At 73.5% G+C, this 20332-nt stretch carries 18 protein-coding genes; 11 read left to right on the forward strand and 7 right to left on the reverse strand.

Annotation, left to right across the window (positions count from 1 at the left end):
• Positions 1 to 140: 140 nt before the first annotated feature.
• Positions 141 to 2552, forward strand: a complete 2412-nt coding sequence (locus ACZ6AA_RS10085; protein WP_468458323.1) for a right-handed parallel beta-helix repeat-containing protein — start codon at positions 141 to 143, stop codon at positions 2550 to 2552.
• On the opposite strand, the gene ACZ6AA_RS10090 is transcribed toward ACZ6AA_RS10085, so the two are convergent.
• Positions 2503 to 4884, reverse strand: coding sequence for a hypothetical protein (locus tag ACZ6AA_RS10090; RefSeq protein ID WP_468458538.1), 2382 nt, complete (start codon positions 4882 to 4884; stop codon positions 2503 to 2505). The two genes, ACZ6AA_RS10085 and ACZ6AA_RS10090, sit on opposite strands and share 50 nt — an antisense overlap.
• Positions 4885 to 5231: 347 nt before the next feature.
• Between ACZ6AA_RS10090 and ACZ6AA_RS10095 the strand changes: the two genes are divergently transcribed.
• Positions 5232 to 6107 carry a DeoR/GlpR family DNA-binding transcription regulator gene (locus tag ACZ6AA_RS10095; RefSeq protein WP_468458325.1) on the forward strand — a complete coding sequence of 292 codons (876 nt, stop codon included), beginning with the start codon at positions 5232 to 5234 and terminating at the stop codon, positions 6105 to 6107.
• A gap of 63 nt (positions 6108 to 6170) precedes the next feature.
• Positions 6171 to 6671, forward strand: a complete 501-nt coding sequence (locus tag ACZ6AA_RS10100) for an SRPBCC family protein (RefSeq protein WP_468483188.1) — start codon at positions 6171 to 6173, stop codon at positions 6669 to 6671.
• 70 nt (positions 6672 to 6741) lie between these two features.
• On the opposite strand, the gene cds1 is transcribed toward ACZ6AA_RS10100, so the two are convergent.
• Complete coding sequence (cds1, locus tag ACZ6AA_RS10105; RefSeq protein ID WP_468458540.1) at positions 6742 to 7848, reverse strand: L-cysteine desulfhydrase Cds1; 1107 nt, start codon at positions 7846 to 7848, stop codon at positions 6742 to 6744.
• 380 nt (positions 7849 to 8228) lie between these two features.
• Between cds1 and ACZ6AA_RS10110 the strand changes: the two genes are divergently transcribed.
• On the forward strand, positions 8229 to 8555 hold the full coding sequence (locus tag ACZ6AA_RS10110; protein ID WP_468458329.1) for a hypothetical protein: 327 nt from the start codon (positions 8229 to 8231) through the stop codon (positions 8553 to 8555).
• Between the two features lie 190 nt (positions 8556 to 8745).
• Positions 8746 to 9258, forward strand: a complete 513-nt coding sequence (locus ACZ6AA_RS10115; RefSeq protein WP_468458331.1) for an ATP-binding protein — start codon at positions 8746 to 8748, stop codon at positions 9256 to 9258.
• Between the two features lie 26 nt (positions 9259 to 9284).
• Here ACZ6AA_RS10115 and ACZ6AA_RS10120 read toward each other — a convergent pair whose 3' ends face one another.
• From ACZ6AA_RS10120 to ACZ6AA_RS10130, 3 genes are read right to left on the reverse strand one after another with little or no spacing between them, the layout of a single operon-like run.
• Positions 9285 to 11900 carry an ABC transporter permease gene (locus tag ACZ6AA_RS10120; protein WP_471457306.1) on the reverse strand — a complete coding sequence of 872 codons (2616 nt, stop codon included), beginning with the start codon at positions 11898 to 11900 and terminating at the stop codon, positions 9285 to 9287.
• Complete coding sequence (locus ACZ6AA_RS10125) at positions 11897 to 12700, reverse strand: ABC transporter ATP-binding protein (RefSeq protein ID WP_468483190.1); 804 nt, start codon at positions 12698 to 12700, stop codon at positions 11897 to 11899. The genes ACZ6AA_RS10120 and ACZ6AA_RS10125 overlap by 4 nt, the downstream gene beginning before the upstream one ends.
• A complete protein-coding gene (locus ACZ6AA_RS10130; protein ID WP_468458337.1) occupies positions 12697 to 12975 on the reverse strand; it encodes an SHOCT domain-containing protein in 279 nt (92 codons plus the stop codon). The genes ACZ6AA_RS10125 and ACZ6AA_RS10130 overlap by 4 nt, the downstream gene beginning before the upstream one ends.
• A gap of 244 nt (positions 12976 to 13219) precedes the next feature.
• On the opposite strand from ACZ6AA_RS10130, the gene ACZ6AA_RS10135 reads away from it, so the two are divergent.
• The 4 genes from ACZ6AA_RS10135 to ACZ6AA_RS10150 all read left to right on the forward strand — a co-directional run bounded on the left by ACZ6AA_RS10135 (position 13220) and on the right by ACZ6AA_RS10150 (position 15884).
• Positions 13220 to 13795 (forward strand): TetR/AcrR family transcriptional regulator, encoded by a 576-nt coding sequence (locus ACZ6AA_RS10135; RefSeq protein ID WP_471457309.1) that lies wholly within the window; start codon positions 13220 to 13222, stop codon positions 13793 to 13795.
• A gap of 75 nt (positions 13796 to 13870) precedes the next feature.
• A complete protein-coding gene (locus ACZ6AA_RS10140; RefSeq protein ID WP_468483193.1) occupies positions 13871 to 14272 on the forward strand; it encodes a (R)-mandelonitrile lyase in 402 nt (133 codons plus the stop codon).
• Positions 14273 to 14304: 32 nt separating this feature from the next.
• Positions 14305 to 14892, forward strand: coding sequence for a DUF4865 family protein (locus ACZ6AA_RS10145; RefSeq protein WP_468458343.1), 588 nt, complete (start codon positions 14305 to 14307; stop codon positions 14890 to 14892).
• Between the two features lie 62 nt (positions 14893 to 14954).
• On the forward strand, positions 14955 to 15884 hold the full coding sequence (locus ACZ6AA_RS10150; protein ID WP_471457855.1) for a phosphotriesterase family protein: 930 nt from the start codon (positions 14955 to 14957) through the stop codon (positions 15882 to 15884).
• A gap of 58 nt (positions 15885 to 15942) precedes the next feature.
• Here the strand turns inward: ACZ6AA_RS10150 and ACZ6AA_RS10155 are convergent, their stop codons facing one another.
• Positions 15943 to 16971, reverse strand: coding sequence for an NAD(P)/FAD-dependent oxidoreductase (locus tag ACZ6AA_RS10155; protein WP_471457311.1), 1029 nt, complete (start codon positions 16969 to 16971; stop codon positions 15943 to 15945).
• A gap of 119 nt (positions 16972 to 17090) precedes the next feature.
• Between ACZ6AA_RS10155 and ACZ6AA_RS10160 the strand changes: the two genes are divergently transcribed.
• The gene (locus ACZ6AA_RS10160; protein ID WP_468483196.1) at positions 17091 to 17690 is read left to right on the forward strand and encodes a TetR/AcrR family transcriptional regulator; all 600 of its coding nucleotides are present in this window, start codon (positions 17091 to 17093) and stop codon (positions 17688 to 17690) included.
• A gap of 154 nt (positions 17691 to 17844) precedes the next feature.
• Positions 17845 to 19044, forward strand: a complete 1200-nt coding sequence (locus ACZ6AA_RS10165; RefSeq protein ID WP_471457313.1) for an MFS transporter — start codon at positions 17845 to 17847, stop codon at positions 19042 to 19044.
• A gap of 22 nt (positions 19045 to 19066) precedes the next feature.
• On the opposite strand, the gene ACZ6AA_RS10170 is transcribed toward ACZ6AA_RS10165, so the two are convergent.
• Positions 19067 to 20299: an ROK family protein gene (locus tag ACZ6AA_RS10170; RefSeq protein ID WP_468458353.1), complete on the reverse strand. Its 1233-nt coding sequence runs from the start codon at positions 20297 to 20299 to the stop codon at positions 19067 to 19069.
• Between the last annotated feature and the right edge of the window lie 33 nt (positions 20300 to 20332).

Below are 20332 nucleotides of genomic sequence, written 5' to 3' on the forward strand. Positions count from 1 at the left end.
GTGGGGACGTGGTCGTCGGCGTGGCCATCAGGTCAACTCGCCCTCCCTCCGCGCGCTACGGTGGACCGGGCGAACTCTTCGGTCTCCTTGCGCGCGGGCGCGAGGTCCCGCGAACTTCGAGGTGGGGGCAGAGCAACTCCATGGCACAGGGCACGGTCCAGGTGACGCACACCGGTACGTCGCGGTGGCGGCGCCGCACAGGCGAGTACGCATCGCTGGCGGCCGCCCTGGAGGCCGCGGGCGACGGGGACGTCCTGACGGTGGCCCCGGGGACGTACCGCGAGAACCTCGTCGTGCAGCGTGCGGTCACGCTGCGCGGCCCCGAGGGCTCCCCCGGCTCCGTGCGCATCGCGCCGGTGGACGGGGTGCCGCTGACGGTGCGGGCGTCCGCGCTCGTGCAGGACCTCCATGTGGAGGGCCAGGACTCGGCCGCGCCCGCGCTGCTCATCGAGGACGGTGCCCCGGAGCTGACGGACGTGCGGGTGATGACGCGCTCCGCCGCCGGGATCGAGGTGCGCGGCGGCGCCCGCCCGACCCTGCGCCGCTGCACGGTCGACAACCCGGGCGGCATCGGCATCGGCGTGCTCGACGGCGGCGGCGGGGTGTTCGAGGAGTGCGAGGTCGTCGCCGCGGGCCAGTCCGGCGTCGCGGTGCGCGGCGGCGGGCACCCGCGCCTCGAGCGCTGCCGGGTGCACCACGCCTCGGGCGCCGGTCTGTCCGTCACGGGTGAGGGCAGCGGCCTGGAGGCCGTCGGCTGCGAGGTGTACGAGATCAAGGGCTCGGGCGTGCAGATCACCGCGCGGGCCACGGCGCACCTGACGGACTGCGACGTGCACCGCACGACGTCCGACGGCGTCACCCTCGACACCGACGCCGTCCTCACCCTCGCCGACTGCCGCATCCACGACATCCCGGAGAACGCGGTCGACCTGCGCTCGCGCTCGGTCCTGACGCTGACGCGCACCACCGTCCGCGAGTTCGGCCGCAACGGCCTGTCGGTGTGGGACCCGGGCACGCGCGTCGACGCCAACCAGTGCGAGATCCACGACAGCACGGGCGACTATCCGGCGGTGTGGGTGAGCGACGGCGCGACGGCCGTCCTGGAGTCGTGCCGGGTGCACGACGTGCCGGACGCGCTGTTCGTCCTCGACCGGGGATCGCGTGTCGACGTCATAGACAGTGACCTGACGCAGGTGCGCAACACGGCGGTGTCGGTGAGCGACGGCGCGACCGCCCAGCTGGACGACGTGCGTATCCGCGAGGCCGCGACCGGCGCCTGGTTCCGCGACCACGGCAGCGGCGGCGTCCTCGCGGGCTGCACGGTGGACGGCACCCAGACGGGCGTGATCGTCACCAAGGGCGCCGATCCCACGATCGAGCGGTGCACGGTCACCTCCCCCGCCGAGGCGGGCTTCTACGTCTCCGCGGGCGGCCGCGGCAGCCTGGACCGCTGCAAGGTCACCGGCAGCGGCGGCTACGGCTTCCATGTGATCGACGGCTGTCGTACGACACTGCGCAGGTGCCGTACGGAGCGCTGCGCGCGCGGGGGCTACGAGTTCGCGGAGGACGGGCCGCTCGTCGAGGACTGCACGAGCGACGAGAGCGCGAGCGTCCGCCCGGCCGCGCCGGAGCCGGTCACGCAGACGGCCACGCAGTCCCCGGGGCTGCTCGGTGCGGTGCCCGCCCGGCGCGAGCCGCAGGAGCCCGTCCCCGCGGTGCCCGAGCAGCAGTCCCGCTCGTCGAAGGACGTGCTCGGCGAACTCGACACACTGGTCGGCCTGGAGAGCGTCAAGCGCGAGGTGCGGGCCCTCACCGACATGATCGAGGTGGGGCGGCGCCGTCAGGAGGCGGGCCTGAAGGCGGCCTCCGTCCGCCGCCACCTGGTGTTCACGGGCTCCCCCGGCACCGGCAAGACGACCGTCGCCCGGCTCTACGGCGAGATCCTCGCCTCGCTCGGCGTCCTGGAGCGCGGCCATCTCGTCGAGGTGTCCCGCGTGGACCTGGTCGGCGAGCACATCGGGTCGACGGCGATCCGCACCCAGGAGGCCTTCGAACGGGCCCGTGGCGGCGTGCTGTTCATCGACGAGGCGTACGCGCTGTCGCCGGAGGACTCCGGGCGGGACTTCGGCCGCGAGGCCATCGACACGCTCGTGAAGCTGATGGAGGACCAGCGCGACGCGGTCGTGGTCATCGTCGCGGGCTACACGGCGGAGATGAGCCGCTTCCTGTCCGTCAACCCCGGCGTCGCGTCCCGCTTCTCGCGCACCATCACCTTCGGCGACTACGCGCCGGAGGAGTTGCTGCGCATCGTCGAGCAGCAGGCCGAGGAGCACGAGTACACGCTCGGCCCGGGAGCGGGCGAGGCACTGCTCAAGTACTTCACGGCGATCCCGAAGGGCCCGGCGTTCGGCAACGGCCGCACGGCGCGGCAGACGTTCGAGGCGATGGTGGAGCGCCACGCGGGCCGGGTCGCCCAGCTCGGCGCGCCGAGCACGGACGACCTCACCCTGCTGTACGCGGACGACCTTCCGGACCTTCCGGACCTGCTGTAGCGTCGGGCGCCGCCGTCGCGGCCCCGGGGGCGCCCACCTCCACAGCGGCTTCGGTCGCCCCCTCCCCCTCCGGCCTCGGCCTCGGCACCGCCGGCCGCAGCCGGGCGAGCAGCCGCCCCCGCTCCTCCGCGAACGCCGGGTCCGCCTGGTAGTCGCCGTGCCCGAGGATCGGCGCGGGCAGCGGGTGGGCCTCGGTGCGGCCGTACGCGAGCGGGTCCTTCAGGGGCTCCCTGTCGACCTGCGGGCCACAGTCGCCGTGGAGCCGTACGGGGCCGCCGATGGGGTCGGTGGGGCGGTGCAGGTTGCGCCAGCAGTCGACCTCGCGGTGCAGGGAGCTGAGGGCGGCGGGGCCGAAGTGCGCGGGGAACCAGCGGCCGTAGAGGCGCTCCAGCGGTGAGCCGTACGTGAGCAGCGCGACGCGTTTGCGTACGGAGGGCAGCAGTTGCCAGGCCGCTGCCGCCGCGAGCACGCTGCCCTGCGAGTGGCCGGAGAGGACCAGGCGGCCGCCGGTGGCGCGCGTCCAGGTGTGCATCCGCCAGGTCAGGTCGGGCACCGCGCGCTCCGCGTAACAGGGCGGCGCGAAGGGGTGGGCGGCGCGCGGCCAGAACGTGCCGACGTCCCACAGGATGCCGATGGTGCGGCGGGCCGAGGGGTCGCGGTAGGCGCGGCGGCCCCAGGTGACGAACAGTATGAAGCCGAGGCCGATCAGCCAGGAGCCGAGGGCCTGCGCGGTCTCGGCGGTGCCCTCGACGAAGGCGGGCGCGCTCTTCGCCGCCTCGCCCGGCACCTTGTCGGTGACCCAGGCGCCGACGAGGGCCGCCGCGCCGAGCACCAGCGTCGCGGCCGAGGTCACGCCGACGATCTGCGGCACCCGGTCGGTGAGGGCGGCGCCCGCGCGGGTGCTCGCGATGCGGCGGGTACGGGCGGTGTCGGGACGCTCGTCCGGGTAGTCGCGCGGCACCTGGGCCAGCTCCCGGCGCAGCCGCTGGGCGGTGCGCACCGCGAGCCAGCCGCACAGGGCGGCGACGACCACGAGCAGCGGCGGGATGACGGAGGCCTGCCAGGTGAGGAGTGCGGGCGGGCCGTCGATCGAGCCGCCCGCGCCGGGTGAGCCCGACCCGTCGAGCCAGTCGGCGACGCGCTGCGAGCCACCGCCCGACATCACGCCGCCGAGGGCGCAGGCCAGCATGGCGACGGCGGGCCCGCCGAGGCCGCGGACGGCGGTGCGGGCGTCCGGGGACGTGCGGTGGATGTGCGTGGCGACCACGGCGAGGGCGAGCACCAGGGCGCCCTGGACGAGGGTGATGCCGCCGAACGTCGTGTTGCCGGGCAGCCGTCCGGCCGAGGTCCAGCCGGGGCGTGACCATCCGGCGTACAGGACCGCGAGGACGAGCAGGGCGAGGGCGGCGAGGGGCAGTCGGCGCACCAGGGTGCGGTCCAGGCGCCGGTCGAGGCGGTTCTCGCTGCGGCCGCGGCGGCAGACCACCCACACGACGACGGCTCCCGCGGCGACCAGGGCCGACTCCAGCGCCCAGCCGAGGACGTCGAGGAGGGCGGGCCCGCCGGCCCCGCGGTCGTACCGGGCGGCCGAGGCGCCGACGGCGGCGGCGACCGTGAGGAGGCCCGCGGCCGTGTGGGCGGCGCGCAGCCGGGCGACGAGCCTGCGGCCGTACCAGAAGCCGGGCTTGCCCAGGGCGTTGCGGCTGGTCTCCTCCGGGTCCGGCTGGTGGGAGAGGGGCTGCTGGGACTCGTACGCGCTCCAGGTGCGGTGGGACAGGTACCAGAGCAGGCCGGTGAGCGCGGCGGGAAGGAGCGCGGCGAGCGCGAGGCGGCGGCCGGGCTGCGACCACCAGCCGCCGCCCCCGGCGGACTCGGGCGCGAGGAAGCCGAGCCAGGAGTGGTCGTCGACGCAGGCGCGGGTGCCCGCGCACTGCCAGGCCGTCAGGTCGATGGCGATCTCGCAGGCGGCGGCGACCAGGAGCACGGTGAGGCTGAGGGCTACCAGGCGCACCAGCAGGCCGTACGTCCGCACGGCGCGTTTCGCGCGACGGGCCGTGGGCCGCATCCAGTGGGCGAGGTTGACGACCATGAACGGCAGGAGCAGCAGCCACAGGGCGCGGGAGCCGTTGCCGGAGGTCAGGTTGGACCAGACGTAGGCCTCCGGGACCGGACGGTCGCGGTGGTCGGCCGGGCGGGACTCGGCGTCCACGTCGTCGGCGCGGCGATACACGGCGGCGGTGCCGTCGCCGGACACGCGGACGGTGCGGGGGTCGTCGAGCATCTCCTCGGGCGTGGTGCCGCCGACGCCGTGGACGAGGAGTTCCAGGGCGATCGGCTCGGCCTCGTCGCCGTGTGCCGTGGGGCCTGGGTCCTCCGGATGGTTCGGGTGTGCCGGTCCGTTGTTCCGGGCGGTCCGGGCCGCCGTGGCGCGCTCCACTGTTCCGCTTCCCCCGAGTCGTGCGCTGTCATGAGCCGTGTACCGGCCATGCAAGCCGTGCAGGGACACAAGGATCGCCGTTTCCCGCCCCGCACGCAGCCACCCTCACGTAATCTCCCCCTTCGGCAGGTCCCCCTTCCGGATGGCGGGGCCGCCCGGTCGGTGGCACCCGCAACGACGGCTCGTGCGAGGATGAGGCGACCCGGTGAAGGGCTTGACTAGGCGAAAGGGCCGGACCTGACGTGAGTGAGAATCAGAACCTCCTCGCGGAGCAGCGTCGCGCCCTGATCCTCGACGAGGTCCGCCGCCGCGGCGGCGTCCGGGTCAATGAACTGACCAGGAAACTGGGCGTGTCGGACATGACCGTCCGTCGTGATCTGGACGCGCTCGCCCGTCTCGGCGTCCTGGAGAAGGTGCACGGCGGCGCCGTGCCGGTGGCCGAGGCCAGCACGCACGAGCCGGGCTTCGAGGCCAAGTCGGGACTGGAGCTGAGCGCCAAGGAGGACATCGCGCGGACCGCGGCGACCCTGGTGGCGCCGGGCACGGCCATCGCGCTCTCCGGCGGCACCACGACGTACGCGCTCGCCCATCAGCTGCTCGACGTCCCGGACCTGACGGTCGTCACGAACTCGGTGCGGGTCGCCGACGTCTTCCACTCCGCGCAGCGCAGCTCCGGCCAGCGGCAGGGCGCGGCCACGGTGGTCCTCACGGGCGGGGTGCGCACGCCGTCGGACTCGCTGGTCGGGCCGGTCGCCGACCAGGCGATCGCGGCGCTCCACTTCGACGTGCTGTTCCTCGGTGTGCACGGCATATCGGCGGAGGCCGGTCTGTCCACGCCCAACCTCGCGGAGGCCGAGACGAACCGGCGCCTGGTGCAGTCCGCGCGCCGGGTGGTCGTGGTCGCGGACCACACCAAGTGGGGCACGGTGGGCCTGAGTTCGTTCGCGACGCTCGGCCAGGTGGACACGCTGGTGACGGACGCGGGACTGCCCGCGCGGGCCCGCGCGGAGATCTCCGAGCAGCTGCGGCGGCTCCTGGTCGCGGGCGCGCCCGAGGACGCCGTGGACACCGCCGACGTTCCGGGCACCGCCGGCGAGGAGAACTCCGGGGACTTCTGACGGGCCCCCGGCTATGGTGGTCGGGCCCGGTCCACCGCCTCGTCCCGCCAGGGGGTCGCGTTCATGCCACGCCGACTGCGGCCCGAGGGCCTGGAGTTCCTCGAGACCGCTCCGGTCCGTCTGGTGTTCACGCACGATGTCGCGGCGCCGCCCAAGGCGGTGTACGAGGTCCTCGAGGACGTCCGGCGCCTGCCCGCGTGGCACAGCTCGGTCGTGTACGCGAGGCCCTTCGACGACGGCCTGGGGCGCCTGGTGCGCATCCAGGGCCGCTTCTGGTTCCGCGAGACCTTCCTCGCCACGGACGCGCCCACGCGGTACGCCTACCGCGTCGACCTGACCAACTTCCCCGGCCTGCGCGCCCTGGTGGAGGAGTGGCGGCTCATCCCGCTGGAGCCGACCGACGGCCGGGGCGCGGGTACCCGCGTGCAGTGGACGTACGCCGCGGACGCCGTGGCCCTGACGCGCTTCCTGATGAAGCGCGGCGGCCGCCGGGGCATGGGCACGTCCTTCCACGCGGCGGTGGCGAACCTGGACCGGCACCTCTCCGGCACGAACGGCGACTGACCCGGCCCAGGCTCCGGCTCCGGCTCCGGCTCCGGCTCCGGCTCCGGCTCCGGCTCCGGCTCCGGCGGGCCTAGTCGGCGTGCGCGGGCCACTCCCCCGTGGCGAGCAGCCCCTCGATCGTCCGCTCGTACGGCGCGATGTCGAGCCCCTGCTCGGCGAGCCACGCGTCCGAGTAGTACTTGTCCAGGTAGCGGTCGCCCGGGTCGCAGATGAGGGTGACGACGCTGCCCGTGCGGCCCGCGGCCACCATCTCCGCGGCGATCCTGAGGGCGCTCCACAGCCCCGTGCCGGTCGAGCCGCCCGCCTTGCGGCCGATGGCCCGGTCCAGGGCACGCACCGCGGCGACACTCGCCGCGTCGGGGACCTTCATCATGCGGTCGATGGCGCCGGGCACGAAGCTCGGCTCCATGCGCGGCCTGCCGATGCCCTCGATGCGCGAGCCGCAGTCGCTGGACGCGTCCGGGTCGTTCTTCGTCCAGCCGTCGAAGAAACAGGAGTTCTCCGGGTCGGCGACGCAGATCCGGGTGTCGTGCTGCATGTAGTGGACGTAGCGCGCGATGGTCGCGGAGGTGCCGCCGGTGCCCGCCGTGGCGACGATCCAGGCGGGCTCCGGGTGCCGTTCCAGGCGCAGTTGCTGGAACATCGACTCGGCGATGTTGTTGTTGCCGCGCCAGTCGGTGGCCCGTTCCGCGTAGGTGAACTGGTCCATGTAGTGGCCGCCGGTCTCGACGGCGAGGCGGGCGGACTCCGCGTACATCGTGCGCGAGTCGTCCACGAAGTGGCACCGGCCGCCGTGGAATTCGATGAGACGGCACTTCTCGGCGCTCGTCGTGCGCGGCATCACCGCGATGAAGGGCACGCCGATGAGCTTCGCGAAGTACGCCTCGGAGACGGCCGTCGAGCCGCTGGAGGCCTCGATCACGGGGCGCCCGGGACGGATCCAGCCATTGCACAGGCCGTACAGGAACAGCGAGCGGGCGAGCCGGTGCTTGAGGCTGCCGGTCGGGTGCGTCGACTCGTCCTTGAGGTACAGGTCGATGCCCCACCGCTCGGGCAGCGGGAAGCGCAGGAGGTGGGTGTCGGCGGAGCGGTTGGCGTCGGCCTGGACCTTGCGCACGGCCTCTTTCAGCCAAGTGCGGTACGCGTCGTCGCTTCGGTCCACGTCGAGGGTGGCCATCGGCTCGTCGGCCGGGTCGTGCTGGGTGGTGCTCACCGCGGGCTCCTTAGGCCTCGTGCCGGAACGGGATCGGTCCGGCCGGACACCTCGATGATAAACACCCACAACACGGCCCTCACCTGCATAAACACACCTTTTGAGCACCCAAAGGAGGTCCTTGCCCGCCGGGTGGCCCCGTGCGGGGCGCCGCACCGGTCACACACCGAAGTGGCATGTGCGTCGTCGCCGGGCACACTGGTCCTCGACGCCGTGCGCGTGCACACTGCACCGCACGGAACAGGGGTAGGTTTCCAGCAGGTGCCGTACGACGGGCGTGCGGCGCCCTGCGTCACCACACCGAGGGCGCGTCGACACCAGGCGCACGAGGGGGGCGGAGCCTCATGGCGGAGCCGGAGTTCAGGGCCACGGGCGTACGGATCGGGCGGCGGCTGCGATCGCTGACCCATGCGGGCCAGGTCCGGATCAGCGACGGCAGGCTGGAGTTGCTCACCAGTTACGGCACGGAGATCGACAGCGCGCCACTGCGCGCGGTGCGCACGGCCAAGCCATGGTTCGCCCCACAGGACAAGGCACTCGCCGAGGTGAACGGCACCCGGTATCTGCTGACGCTCGGCGAGCACGATCCGGTGCCCGGGGAGGCGGGGCCGCCCACGGTCCGTACCTTCCTCGAAGCGGTACGTCTCGCGACCGGCGGGCGCCGGGACTGAGGGGCGCGGCCGGGGCGCGAGTTGCACGCCCCCACCCCCTGAGTCACGCTGGTGTCACATCACTCTGGGTTTACCGGTGATAACGCTGCGAACCAGCCCGCCGGTCACCACCGCAGGCGGCGGCGCGAGTGCGGCCCCTGCTGGATCCGAACGCCGTCTTCTTCCGGACCTCAATTCGGGGAGTCGCACCGTGATCAGCCAGCCAAGCAGGCATTGCACGGTAGAGCTCCAAGCCCTGCCGTCGCGGATCGGCCAGGTCCGCAGAATCGTCTCTGCGCAGTTGCGCTACTGGCATCTCGATCCCTTGATAGACCAGGCCGCGCTCGGCGTGACCGAGCTCCTGACCAACGTCCATCGGCATGCCGAGCCGGACAAGACCTGCACCGTGGAGATCGAGCTGCTGCTCGAACGCCTCATGGTCTCCGTCCACGACCACGATCCGAGGCTGCCCGTGGTGCACGACGCCGATCCGTTCGAGACCTGCGGGCGCGGGCTCGCGATGGTCGCGGCGGTCAGCGAGAGCTGGGGCGCGCAGCCGCAGGGCGACACGGGCAAGGTCGTCTGGTTCACGCTCTGCGCGCCGTCGGCCACCGCGCCGCTGCCGGCGTATCCGGTGTACGGCACCGCGTGCGCCGACCCGTTCGCCGAGGCTCCCGCCCCCGTCGGCGCCCATGCTCCCGCCCGGTCCGCCGTTGCCGGCTGACCGGGCGGTGACTTCACCTCCGCGCGTCACTCCGCGGCGATGGCCCGCAGCACGTCGAGGCGGGCGGCGCGCCGGGCCGGACGCAGGCCCGCGAGGGCGCCGGCCGCCAGGCCCACCAGGGCGACCACGGCGAGCTGCACCGGCGGCAGCGCGAACGCGAAGGCGCTGTCGGACGCGCCGTCGGACGCCTTCACCAGGACCCAGCCGAGGAAGCCGCCGAGCGCCAGGCCGCCCGCGGTGCCGAACGCGGCGACCAGGACGGACTCCCAGCGGACCATGGCCCGCAGCTGTCCGCGGGTCTGACCGACGGCCCGCAGCAGGCCCAGCTCGCGGGTGCGTTCGTGCACGGCGAGGGTCAGGGTGTTGGCGATGCCGAGCAGGGCGATGAGGACGGCGAGGGCGAGCAGGGCGTAGACGAGGGTCAGCATCATGTCGATGCCGCCTGCCGCGGCCTTGGCGTACTCGTCGCGGGTCTGGACGTCCGGGTTGCCGTACTCCTTCGCCACGGCCGACACCGCGGCCTCGCCGTCCGCCGCGCTCACCCCGTCCTTGAGGGTCACCGACACCAGCGTGTCGGAGTCCTGGGCGCGGTGCGGGGCCCAGGCGTCGCGGGTGATGACGTAGTCGCCCGCGAGTTCGGACTGGCCGTAGACGGCGCGGACCGTGAAGGTGTCCTTCTTGCCGTCGGTGAAGGCGAGTTCGGCCTTGTCGCCGACTTCCAGGTGCTGCTTGTCGGCTTCCCTGCGGGTGATGGCGATGCCCTTGTCGCCCAGGCCGCTCATCGACCCTTCGACCGTGCCGAGGTCGAAGGACTTGGCGAGCGCGATCGGGTCGGTGACGGTCAACGCCCTTCCCTCGCCGTTGACTTCGGCCACTCCCCTGCCGAGGCCGACGGCCGTGGCGACCTCCGGGCGCTCCGCGACGGCCGGGGCGAGCCGGGGGCTGAGTCCGCTGCCGCCCGCGCCGAAGGACGGCGTGCTGACCGCGAGGTCGCCCGCGAAGGAGCGCGACACGGTCTGGTCCATGGTGGCCTTCAGCGAGGCGCCGAAGACGGTGAACAGACAGACGACGGCGACGCCGATCATCAGGGCGCTCGCGGTGGCGGCGGTCCGCTTGGGGCTGCGCAGGGCGTTGCGCCGGGCCAGCGAGCCGGTGACGCCGCGCAGCCGGTCGAGCGGCCCGCCCAGGACGCGTACCGCGCGCGAGGACGCGACGGGCCCGAGGACCACGAACGCGGCGAGGGCGAGCACGGCGCCGCCGCCCGCGAGCCAGAGGGACGGCGAGGCGAGCACGCCGACCAGGGTGAGGGCGACGGCGGCGAGGGCGATGCCGGTGCCGACGACCGCGCGGGTGCGGGAGGCGCCGGAGTGGTCGACGGCCGTCTCGCGCAGGGCCGCCAGCGGGGCGGTGCGTCCGGCGCGGACGGCGGGCAGCAGCGCGGAGGCCACGCACACGGCGACGCCGACCGCGAGGGGCAGCAGCATCGACGTACCGCTGATCACCAACTCGCCCTCGGGGAAGGGGAATCCGATGGCCGGGAACAGCGCCTGGAGCCCGGCGGCGATGCCGATGCCGCCCGCGAGACCCGCGGCGGACGCCACGACGGCGACGACGGACGCCTCGGTCAGCGTGGACGCGGTGACCTGGCGGCGGGAGGCGCCGAGGGCGCGCAGGAGTGCGTTCTCGCGGGTGCGCTGGGCCACGACGATCGCGAAGGTGTTGTGGATGGAGAAGGTGGCCACAAGCAGTGCGATGCCGGAGAAGACCAGCAGGAACGTGGTGAACAGGGTGAGGAACTGACCGGAGATCATGTCGGAGTTCTCCTCCGCCGCCTCCTGTCCGGTGATGGCCTCGACTCCCTTGGGCAGGACGGGAGTCAGCGCGTCGACGAGTTCCTGCTGACTCGTTCCGGGTCCGGCGCGCACCTGCACGGTCGCGGCCTCGCCGGGCTTCGGCATCAGGTACTTCTCGGCGTCGGCCCGCGTCATGCCCGTGAACGTCGTCTGCGCCATGCCGTCCTCGCCGCCGAACGTGGCGAGGCCGACGATCGTGACCTTGACGGGGTCGGGGGTGCGCAGCGTCGTGGTGTCGCCGATCTTCAGGTCGCCGCTCTCGGCGGCGCCGCGGTTGACGACCACCTCGCCGCTCCTGGCGGGGGCGCGGCCCTCGGCGAGGCGGTAGGCGTTCAGCTCCGGGTCGGTGATCCAGTTCCCGGCGAGGGTGGGCGGGCCCTGGCCGCCGATCGGGTCGCCGTCCTTGCCGATGAGCTGGCCCGCGCCCTGGATGCCGGGCACGGCGGCGGCGACGCCCGGGACCCGCTCGACGCGGTCGACCAGGGCGGTGTCGACGTATCGGCGCACGCCCTGGCTCTCGCCGGGCGTGGTGATGGTGTCGGCGCTGCGGACGACCGCGTCGGTGCCGCGCGTCGCGTTGCCGAACATCGTGTCGAAGCTGGCGCGCAGGGTGTCGCCCATGACGAGGGTGCCCGCCAGGAAGGCGACGCCGAGCAGCACCGCGAAGAACGTACCGGCGAAGCGGCGCTTGTGGCCGCGCAGCGAGGTGAGGCTGATCCGCAGGGCCGCAGCCGTCGAGCCGGTGGGACGGCCGCCCCCCGAGGGGAGCGGCGAACCGGTGGAACTCATGAGCGCGCTCCTTCGGACACGGTCGCCGACCTCGTGTCGAACGCCTTCAGGCGGTCCAGGACCTTGTCGGCCGTGGGTGCCGCCATGCGGTCCACGAGGCGGCCGTCGGCGAGGAAGACGACCTCGTCGGCGTGGGCGGCGGCCACCGGGTCGTGGGTGACCATGACGACGGTGCGGCCCATCTCGCGCACGGCACGGCCGAGCAGGCCGAGGACCTCCTCGCCGGAGCGGGAGTCGAGGTTGCCGGTGGGTTCGTCGGCGAAGACGACGTCGGGGCGGCCCGCGAACGCCCGTGCCACGGCGACGCGTTGCTGCTGGCCGCCGGAGAGTTCGGCGGGCCGGTGGCGCAGCCGGTCGCGCAGGCCGACGACGTCGATGAGGGCGTCCGTCCACTCCAGGCTGTCCTGGTCGAAGCGCCGTCCCGCCAGGTCCATGGGCAGCGTGATGTTCTCGGCGACGGTCAGCGTCGGCACCAGGTTGAAGGCCTGGAAGACGAAGCCGACGCGGTCGCGGCGCAGCAGGGTCAGGCGCCGGTCGTCGAGCGGGCCGAGCTCGGTGTCGCCGATGTACGCGGAGCCGGAGGTCAGGGTGTCCAGACCGGCCGCGCAGTGCATCAGCGTGGACTTGCCCGAGCCCGACGGGCCCATGATCGCGGTGAAGCGTCCGGCGGGGAAGCCGACGCTCACGCCGTCGAGGGCGGTGACGGCGGTGTCGGAGGACGAGCCGTAGACCTTCACGGCCGACTCGACCCGCGCGGCGTCCGGGGCGGTGGGCCGCTGCCGGAGGTCGGCGGTGTTCATGCCCTGCCGCCCTTCGAGGTGCGGCCGAACTCCTCGTTGAGGACGCTCAGTCGGCGCCAGTACTCGTCCTCGTCGATCTCACCGGCGGCGAAGCGGTGGCCGAGCACGGCGATCGGCGACTTGTCGTCGCTCCCGCCGGCGCGCCAGGGTCCGCGCCGGCCGCGCCAGACGGTGCGGCGCAGGAAGGCCACGACGCCGATGACGACGGCCGCCCAGATCAGCGGGAAGAACAGGATCCACGGGCCGGGTCCGCCGTCGAATGCCAGGGTCTGCATGGTGTCCATCTCCTCGGGAAGCGCCGGTACCAGCCGTGTGACCAGGGCTTCCGGCCCTCGGTGTGCACTGGTTCCGTTCGCTTTCGAGGCTCCTCGGCGCGGGGCGCGAAGTCGTCGTACGGCCAGCGGCGGTGCGCGTACCTCCTGGGGAGTACGCGGCCCGGTGCCGCCGGCTTCTCCGGTACGGAACGACGTCACCGGACCGTCCTCGCAGCCCCTCACCTGGACTTCTGTACCTATTAGTATGTACAGTCCTCGCATGAGCACCCCGGAGCGTCTGATCGAGTCCACGCGCGAACTGCTGTGGGAGCGCGGCTACGTCGGCACCAGCCCCAAGGCGATCCAGCAGCACGCGGGCGCCGGACAGGGCAGCATGTACCACCACTTCGCGGGCAAGCCGGATCTTGCCCTCGCGGCGATCCGCCGCACCGCCCAGGAGATGCGCGCCACGGCGGAGGCGTCCCTCGCCGGGGACGGACCGGCGTACGACCGCGTCGCCTCGTACCTCCTGCGCGAGCGGGACGTGCTGCGCGGCTGCCCGGTCGGGCGGCTGACGATGGACCCCGACGTGATCGCGAGCGACGAGCTGCGGGCGCCGGTCACCGAGACCCTGGAGTGGCTGCGCGGGCGGCTCGCGGACATCGTCCAAGAGGGCGTGGACCAGGGCGAGTTCAGCGCCACGCTCGACGCGGGCGAGATCGCTTCGGCGATCGTCGCGACCGTGCAGGGCGGCTATGTGCTGGCCCGCGCGACGGGCTCGCCGGAGGCGTTCGACGCGGGGGTGCGGGGGTTGTTGGCGCTGCTCGCACCGCGCTCCTGAGCGCCGAGCTTCGCACGCCCCCTCTCCCCATCAGCTCACCTTCCGCGCTCACCAACTGAGTTAGGGAACCACCCCGTGCACATCACCCGCACCCGCCCCGCCAGCAAGCAGGGCCCCGCCGAGAACTTCACCGGCACCGTCTGGCTCGACGAGATCGCGCACCCCGAACCGCCGTCCCGGCTGCGCATGTTCAGCGTCCACTTCGCCCCGGGCTCCCACACGGCCTGGCACCGCCACCCGCACGGCCAGGTCCTGCACGTCACCGAGGGCGAGGGGTTCGTGCAGCGCGACGGGGGCCCCGTCGAGCCCATCAGGGCGGGCGACACCGTGTGGATCGAGCCGGGCGAGCGCCACTGGCACGGCGCCGGACCGCGCACGTTCATGACGCATCTCGCCGTCGTCGAGGCGGCGGACGACGGCACGACGGCCACGTGGGAGGAGCTCGTCCCCGACCCGGAGTACCCGACGACCGCCTGAGCCCCGCGCCCCTCACCTTCCCTGGAGCACACATGCACGCCAAGCAGTACGAGATCACCCTGCCCGCCGACTACGACATGGGCGTCATCCGCGAGCGAGTGGCGACCAAGGGCCATCTCCTCGACGCCTTCCCGGGGTTGGGCTTCAAGGCGTACTTGATGCGCGAACGCGGCGTCGACGGCTCACCGGTGAACCAGTACGCGCCGTTCTATCTCTGGAACACCGCCGAAGGCCTCGGATCCTTCCTCTGGGGCCCCGGGTTCCAGGGGCTGTGCGACGACTTCGGGCGTCCGGTGGTGCAGCACTGGATGGCGGTGGGGTACGAGGACGGGGGCGCCGCCGGTGACCGGCCCAGCATCGCCGTGCGGCACCGCAGGCCCGTCCCCGAGGGCACCCGCACCACCGACCTCTCCGAGGAACTCCTCACGGAGGCAGAGGCGTTGGCGGCTCGGGACGGCGCCGTCGGTGTGCTGGTCGCGGTCGACCCACGGCACTGGGAGGCGGTGACGTTCTCCCTGTGGGCCGAGGGCGCGGCGGCGCGGGCGGGCGGTGAGGTGTTCCAGGTGCTGCACTGCTCGACGCCGGAGCTGGAGCGGGTGGGGCGGGGGCGGGCGTGGTGAGGGCTGGGGCGTTGGGTCCGGGCGGGTCGGGGGCCGACCTGTCGGAGGCGGACTCGTCGGGTGTGGGTGCGGTCGCCGTCCGGACCGTTCTCGGCGATGTCGACCCCGGCGATCTGGGGGTCTGTGACGCCCACGACCACCTCTTCCTGCGCAGCCCCCAACTCCCGGGCCAGGAGCTGGAGTCCGTGGCCGCCGCCGCGGCCGAGCTGGCCGCGTTCCGCACCGAGGGCGGGCGGAGTGTCGTGCAGTGGACCCCGCACGGCATGGGGCGGCGCGCCGCCGAGCTGCCCGGCCTCGCCCGCTCGACGGGCGTCCGGATCGTGGCGGCCACCGGGCTGCACCAGGCGGTGCACTACTCCCCGGAGCTGCTCAGCGAGCTGGGTGACGGGGACCCCGATGTCCTCGCGGCGGTGTTCGTGCGCGAACTCACGCGGGGCATCGGCGACACCGGTGTGCGGGCCGGGCTCATCAAGGTCGCGGGCGGCTTCCACGGCCTGGACGCGCACGCCCGCTGGACGATGACCGCGGCGGCCGGGGCGCACCGGGCGACGGGCGCGCCCATCGCCGTACACCTGGAACTCGGCACGGGCGTGCTCGACGTACTCGACCTGCTGTGCGGCGAGTTGGGGGTCCCGCCGGACAAGGTCATCCTGGGGCACCTCAATCGCGCCCCCGACCTGGAAGTGCACCGCGAGGCCGCATCGGCGGGCGTCTGGCTCGCCTTTGACGGGCCGTCACGGGCGAACCACGGCACGGACTGGCGGATGCCCGACGCGGTGCGCGCCCTCGCGGACGCCGGGCACGGGGACCAACTCCTCCTCGGCGGCGACACGACGACCGCCGGAGCGCGTTCCGTGAGCGGCGGCCCGGGGATGCCCCATCTGCTGCGCCGGGTACGGCCACGCCTGGAGCAGGCCGTGGGCAAGGAGCTGGTGGACCGGATCGTCACCGTGAACGCGGGGCGGGCGTTCGGGGTCGTGTGGCCGGGGTGAGACGGGCCTGCGGCTCGGGGGGGGCCGCGGCCCGCCCGGCGCCATGCCCAGCACCGCCCTAGGCCTCCCGCCCCACCCCAGCCCGGCCACCCGCACCCGCACCCGCACCCGCACCCGCACCCGCACCCGCACCCGCCAACTCCTCCCGGTACCGGGCGACCGCCCGCTCCGTGTCCTCGTTGACCAGATCGGCGTTGATCTGCGCCGCAGCGAACGCCCCGGCCGCCGCGGCCCCGCCGACCTGTGCGGACAGATCCGAGGCGTTGCCCGCGATCCACACGCCGGGGGCGTCCGTGCGTCCCGTCGGGTCCGCGGGCACGTACTCGCCCGCGGGGTGCGGCACCGGCTCCACGCCGAGCGACTTCAGGAAGCCGACGCGCGCCACCATTCGCGGCCCGACGACCAGCGCCTCCCGGCGCACCAGGCCGCCGTCGGCCATCCGCACGCCCACGAGCCGGTCGTCCACGACCTCCAGGGCCGCGACCTCCCCCTCCACCACACGGATGCCGCGGGCGGCAAGGCGCTCCGCCTCCTCGTCGGTCAACGGCTCCGCGGTGTGCGCGAAGTACGTGATGTCGGCGCTCCACTGCCGCAGCAGCAGCGTCTGGTGGAGCGACATCGGGCCGCCCGCGAGCACGCCGATGGCCTGGTCCCGCACCTCCCAGCCGTGGCAGTACGGGCAGTGGAGCACGTCCCTGCCCCACCGCTCACGCACCCCCGGCACGTCCGGCAGCTCGTCGACCAGGCCGGTCGCCACCAGCACCCGGCGCGCCCTGACCGTCCGGCCGTCGACCAGGCCGACCACGAAGCCGTCCCCGTCCCGGGTGACCTCGTCGGCCTCGCCGGACACCACCCGACCGCCGTACCCGCGCACCTCGGCCCGACCGCGCTCCAGGAGTTCGGCGGGCGGCATGCCCTCCCGCCCGAACAGCCCGTGCACCGCGTCCGCCGGGGCGTTGCGCGGGGCTCCCGCGTCCAGGACCACCACGGACCTGCGCGCCCGGGCCAGCATCAGCGCGCCGTTCAGACCCGCGGCGCCACCGCCGATCACCACTACGTCATACATGTCGTCCAATTGATCGTTCATGGCTGACACCTCCACCACGACCATGCGCCGCCATCCCCAGGAAGGCAAATGGCATTGCTGTATCGGCAAACTTGGAACTCATATTGCATCACGCGTTCCAAAACCGCTACGGTACCGGCATGGCCCGACCACGGACGTTCGACGAGGACCGGGCCCTGGACGCGGCGATGCGCGCCTTCTGGGCGAACGGCTACGAGGCCACCTCGACCCAGGATCTGTGCGAAGCCACCGGACTGGGCCGCAGCAGCATCTACAACACCTTCACCAGCAAGCACGACCTGTTCCGGCGCGCCCTGGCCCGCTACATCGAGCTGATGAGCGTGCCCCAGGCCGAGATCCTGGAGGACGCCGGACGCTCCGGCATGGAGCGGATCGAGGCCCTGTTCACCCGCATCGTCAACAGCGAGTACGAGTACCGCGAGGACGACGGGACGAGCATCGGCTGTCTCACCGTCAACACGGTCGTGGAACTGGCGCGTCGCGACCCGGAGGCCGCCGCGCTCGTCGAGCGCGACCTCGGCATCCGGCTCGGCCTCCTGCACATCGCACTGGAGGCGGGGCAGCGCGACGGAACAATCACCTCCGGGCGGGACGCCGAGGCGCTGGCCCGGTTCATCAACGCCACCATCGGCGGGATGCGCGTCTCGGCGCAGGCGGGGGCGGGCCGGGCGGTCCTGGAGTCGATCGCCGACACGGCCATGGACGCCCTGCGCCCCTGACCCTCGCGGCTCCCGGCGCGCGGCGACAGCCACACGCGGCGACGGCCGCACGGCCATGAATGCCTCGCACCCCTCGGGGTCGACCATGCCCAAATTTTGTACCGATCCATCCAATACTCTCCACCACGTCCCCACCTCCCCAAGGAGCACCACCATGCCCCGCGCCGTATACGTCCTGGCCCTAGGCATCTTCGCCATGGTGACCAGCGAGTTCGTCGTCGCCGGACTCATGCCGCAGATGGCCGACGGGCTCGACGCCACGATCCCGGAGATCGGCTATCTGATCACCGCCTTCGCCATGGCGATGGCCTTCGGCGGGCCGTTCCTGACGGTCGCCCTGCTGAAACTCCCGCAGAAGCGGGCCCTGATGGTGCTGTTCGGCATCTTCCTCGGCGGCAACGTGCTCGCCGCCCTCGCCCCGGACTACTGGACGATGCTCGTGGCGCGCGTCGTCACGGGTGTCGCCTCGCAGGCCTTCTTCGGCGTGGGCATCTCCATGGCGACCCGGCTCACCCGCCCCGAGATACGCGGCCGCGCCGTCGCCGTGGCCCTCAACGGGCTCATGCTGGGCACGCTCCTCGGCCTTCCGCTGGCCACCGTCGTCGGTGAACACCTGGGCTGGCGGGCGGCGTTCTGGGCCATCACCCTGCTGACGGTGCTCGCCGCCGCGGCCACCTTCGCCGGCGTACCGCGTATCGAGCGCGCCGAGGACGGGGCCGGGTCGCTGCGCGAGGAACTCGGCGCCTTCAAGAGCCCCCGGCTCTGGCTCACCCTCACCACCAGCACCTTTGTGATCGGCGCGACGTTCGCGGCGTTCAGCTACCTCAACCCGATCCTCACCGAGATCACGGGCTTCGCCACCGGCACCGTGCCGCTGCTGCTCGTCGCGTACGGCGCCGCCACCCTCATCGGCAACACCATCGTCGGCCGCCTCGCCGACCGGCACACGCTGCCGGTCCTGGTCACCGGCCTGCTCCTGAACTTGGGCTTCCTGGTCGGCTTCGCACTCCTCGCCGACCTGCCCGTCGGGGCCGTGGTGATGATGCTGGGCATCGGCCTGGTCGGCGTCACCATGAACCCGGCGATGGTGACCCGCGTGCAGCGCGTGGGCAACACCGGAGCGCTGGTCAACAGCGTCCACTCGTCGTTCATCACGGGCGGCATCATCATCGCCACGTCCCTCGGCGGCCCGGCCATCGACGCCTACGGACTGCGGGCGCCGCTGTGGATCGGCGCCGGGCTCGCGGTGCTCGGGCTGCTGTCCCTCGTACCGGACCTGAGGCGGCGCGCTGCGCACACGGCGGCTCCCGCCGATGCCCCCGCGCCCGTGCGGGAACCCGTCGAGGTCGGCTGACCCCGAGCGGCCGACCCGTCGGCTAACCCAGCGCCCCCAGGGGGTCGTCGAGCACCGGCTGCCAGGCCAGCTCGGCGGCCCCCACCAAGCTGTTGTGGTCGAGGGTGCAGGCCAGGATGGGGACGCCGCCGCTGCGGCCCCACAGGCTGCGGTCGGCCACGACGGCGCGCAGCCGCTCCGGGTCGGCCTCAAGGAGGGCGCGGTGCAGCCCGCCGAGGATGATCCGGTCCGGGTTGAGGATGTTCACCAGGCCCGCGAGGCCGAGGCCGAGCCGGTCGACGAGGGCCTCGATCGCCGTGCGCACGGCCGGGTCGGCGCGCTCCTCGGCGACGAGCCTGCGGGCCTGCACGAGCAGACCCTCGGGGCTCGGTTCGACACCGACGGCCGCCAGGAAGGCCAGCGGGTCGGTCTCCACGTCCAGGCAGCCGCGACTGCCGCAGTAGCAGGGGCGGCCCTCCGGGTGCACCGTGAGGTGGCCGACCTCCAGGGCCAGGCCCGAACTGCCCGTGTGCAGCCGTCCGTCGAGGACGAGCGCGCCGCCGACACCGCGGTGGCCGGTCGCGACGCACAGCAGGTCGCGCGCCCCGCGCCCCGCGCCGTGCCGGTGCTCGGCGAGCGCCGCCAGGTTCACGTCGTTGCCGGTGAACGCCGGGCCCTCGATGCCCGCGTCCCGTACGCAGTTCGCGAAGATCTCCCGGACCTGCGCGCCCGCGGGCCAGGCCAGGTGCAGCGGGTTGAGGGCGGTGCCCTCCGGCTCGGCGACGGCGGACGGCACCGCGAGGCCCGCGCCCACGCACCGCCTGCCCGTCTCGCGCAGCAACTGCGCGCCCGCCTCGATGACGGAGCCGAGCACCTGCGCCGGGTCGGCGTCGATGGTCTCGCAGCCGGGCGCGGTGGCGACGATCCGGCCGCCGAGGCCGACGAGGGCGGCCCGGAAACCGTCGGCGTGCACCTGGGCCGCAAGGGCGACGGGCCCGGCCCCGGCGACGGAGAGCCGGTGCGAGGGCCGCCCCTGGGAGCCCGCGGCGGCGCTCGGCTTGGCGTCGACGCTGATCAGGCCGAGCGCCTCCAGCTCCGCGGCGACCGCTCCCGCCGTGGCGCGGGTGACGCCCAGCTCGGCGGTGAGGACGGCTCGGGTGGGGGCGCGCCCGGTGTGGACGAGTTCGAGGGCGGGGCCGAGCGCGGTACGACCGCGCTCCAGACGCGTACGCGTGGACAGATGTGCCTCACCCCGGGTGGCAGCCTTCCCGTTCATGAGGGCGAGTCTCCCATGATCCGTACGCCGTCT

The sequence above is a fragment of the Streptomyces sp. NPDC040610 genome, assembly GCF_055594065.1.

Excerpts from the sequence above, each read along its gene's own strand:
- ACZ6AA_RS10165 (WP_471457313.1), top strand. The coding sequence starts at position 17,845 with ATGCCCCGCGCCGTATACGTCCTGGCCCTAGGCATCTTCGCCATGGTG.
- ACZ6AA_RS10145 (WP_468458343.1), top strand. The coding sequence starts at position 14,305 with ATGCACGCCAAGCAGTACGAGATCACCCTGCCCGCCGACTACGACATG.
- ACZ6AA_RS10155 (WP_471457311.1), bottom strand. The coding sequence starts at position 16,971 with ATGAACGATCAATTGGACGACATGTATGACGTAGTGGTGATCGGCGGT.
- ACZ6AA_RS10085 (WP_468458323.1), top strand. The coding sequence starts at position 141 with ATGGCACAGGGCACGGTCCAGGTGACGCACACCGGTACGTCGCGGTGG.
- ACZ6AA_RS10125 (WP_468483190.1), bottom strand. The coding sequence starts at position 12,700 with ATGAACACCGCCGACCTCCGGCAGCGGCCCACCGCCCCGGACGCCGCG.
- cds1 (WP_468458540.1), bottom strand. The coding sequence starts at position 7,848 with ATGGCCACCCTCGACGTGGACCGAAGCGACGACGCGTACCGCACTTGG.
- ACZ6AA_RS10130 (WP_468458337.1), bottom strand. The coding sequence starts at position 12,975 with ATGCAGACCCTGGCATTCGACGGCGGACCCGGCCCGTGGATCCTGTTC.
- ACZ6AA_RS10135 (WP_471457309.1), top strand. The coding sequence starts at position 13,220 with ATGTACAGTCCTCGCATGAGCACCCCGGAGCGTCTGATCGAGTCCACG.
- ACZ6AA_RS10100 (WP_468483188.1), top strand. The coding sequence starts at position 6,171 with ATGCCACGCCGACTGCGGCCCGAGGGCCTGGAGTTCCTCGAGACCGCT.
- ACZ6AA_RS10160 (WP_468483196.1), top strand. The coding sequence starts at position 17,091 with ATGGCCCGACCACGGACGTTCGACGAGGACCGGGCCCTGGACGCGGCG.
- ACZ6AA_RS10120 (WP_471457306.1), bottom strand. The coding sequence starts at position 11,900 with ATGAGTTCCACCGGTTCGCCGCTCCCCTCGGGGGGCGGCCGTCCCACC.
- ACZ6AA_RS10170 (WP_468458353.1), bottom strand. The coding sequence starts at position 20,299 with ATGAACGGGAAGGCTGCCACCCGGGGTGAGGCACATCTGTCCACGCGT.
- ACZ6AA_RS10110 (WP_468458329.1), top strand. The coding sequence starts at position 8,229 with ATGGCGGAGCCGGAGTTCAGGGCCACGGGCGTACGGATCGGGCGGCGG.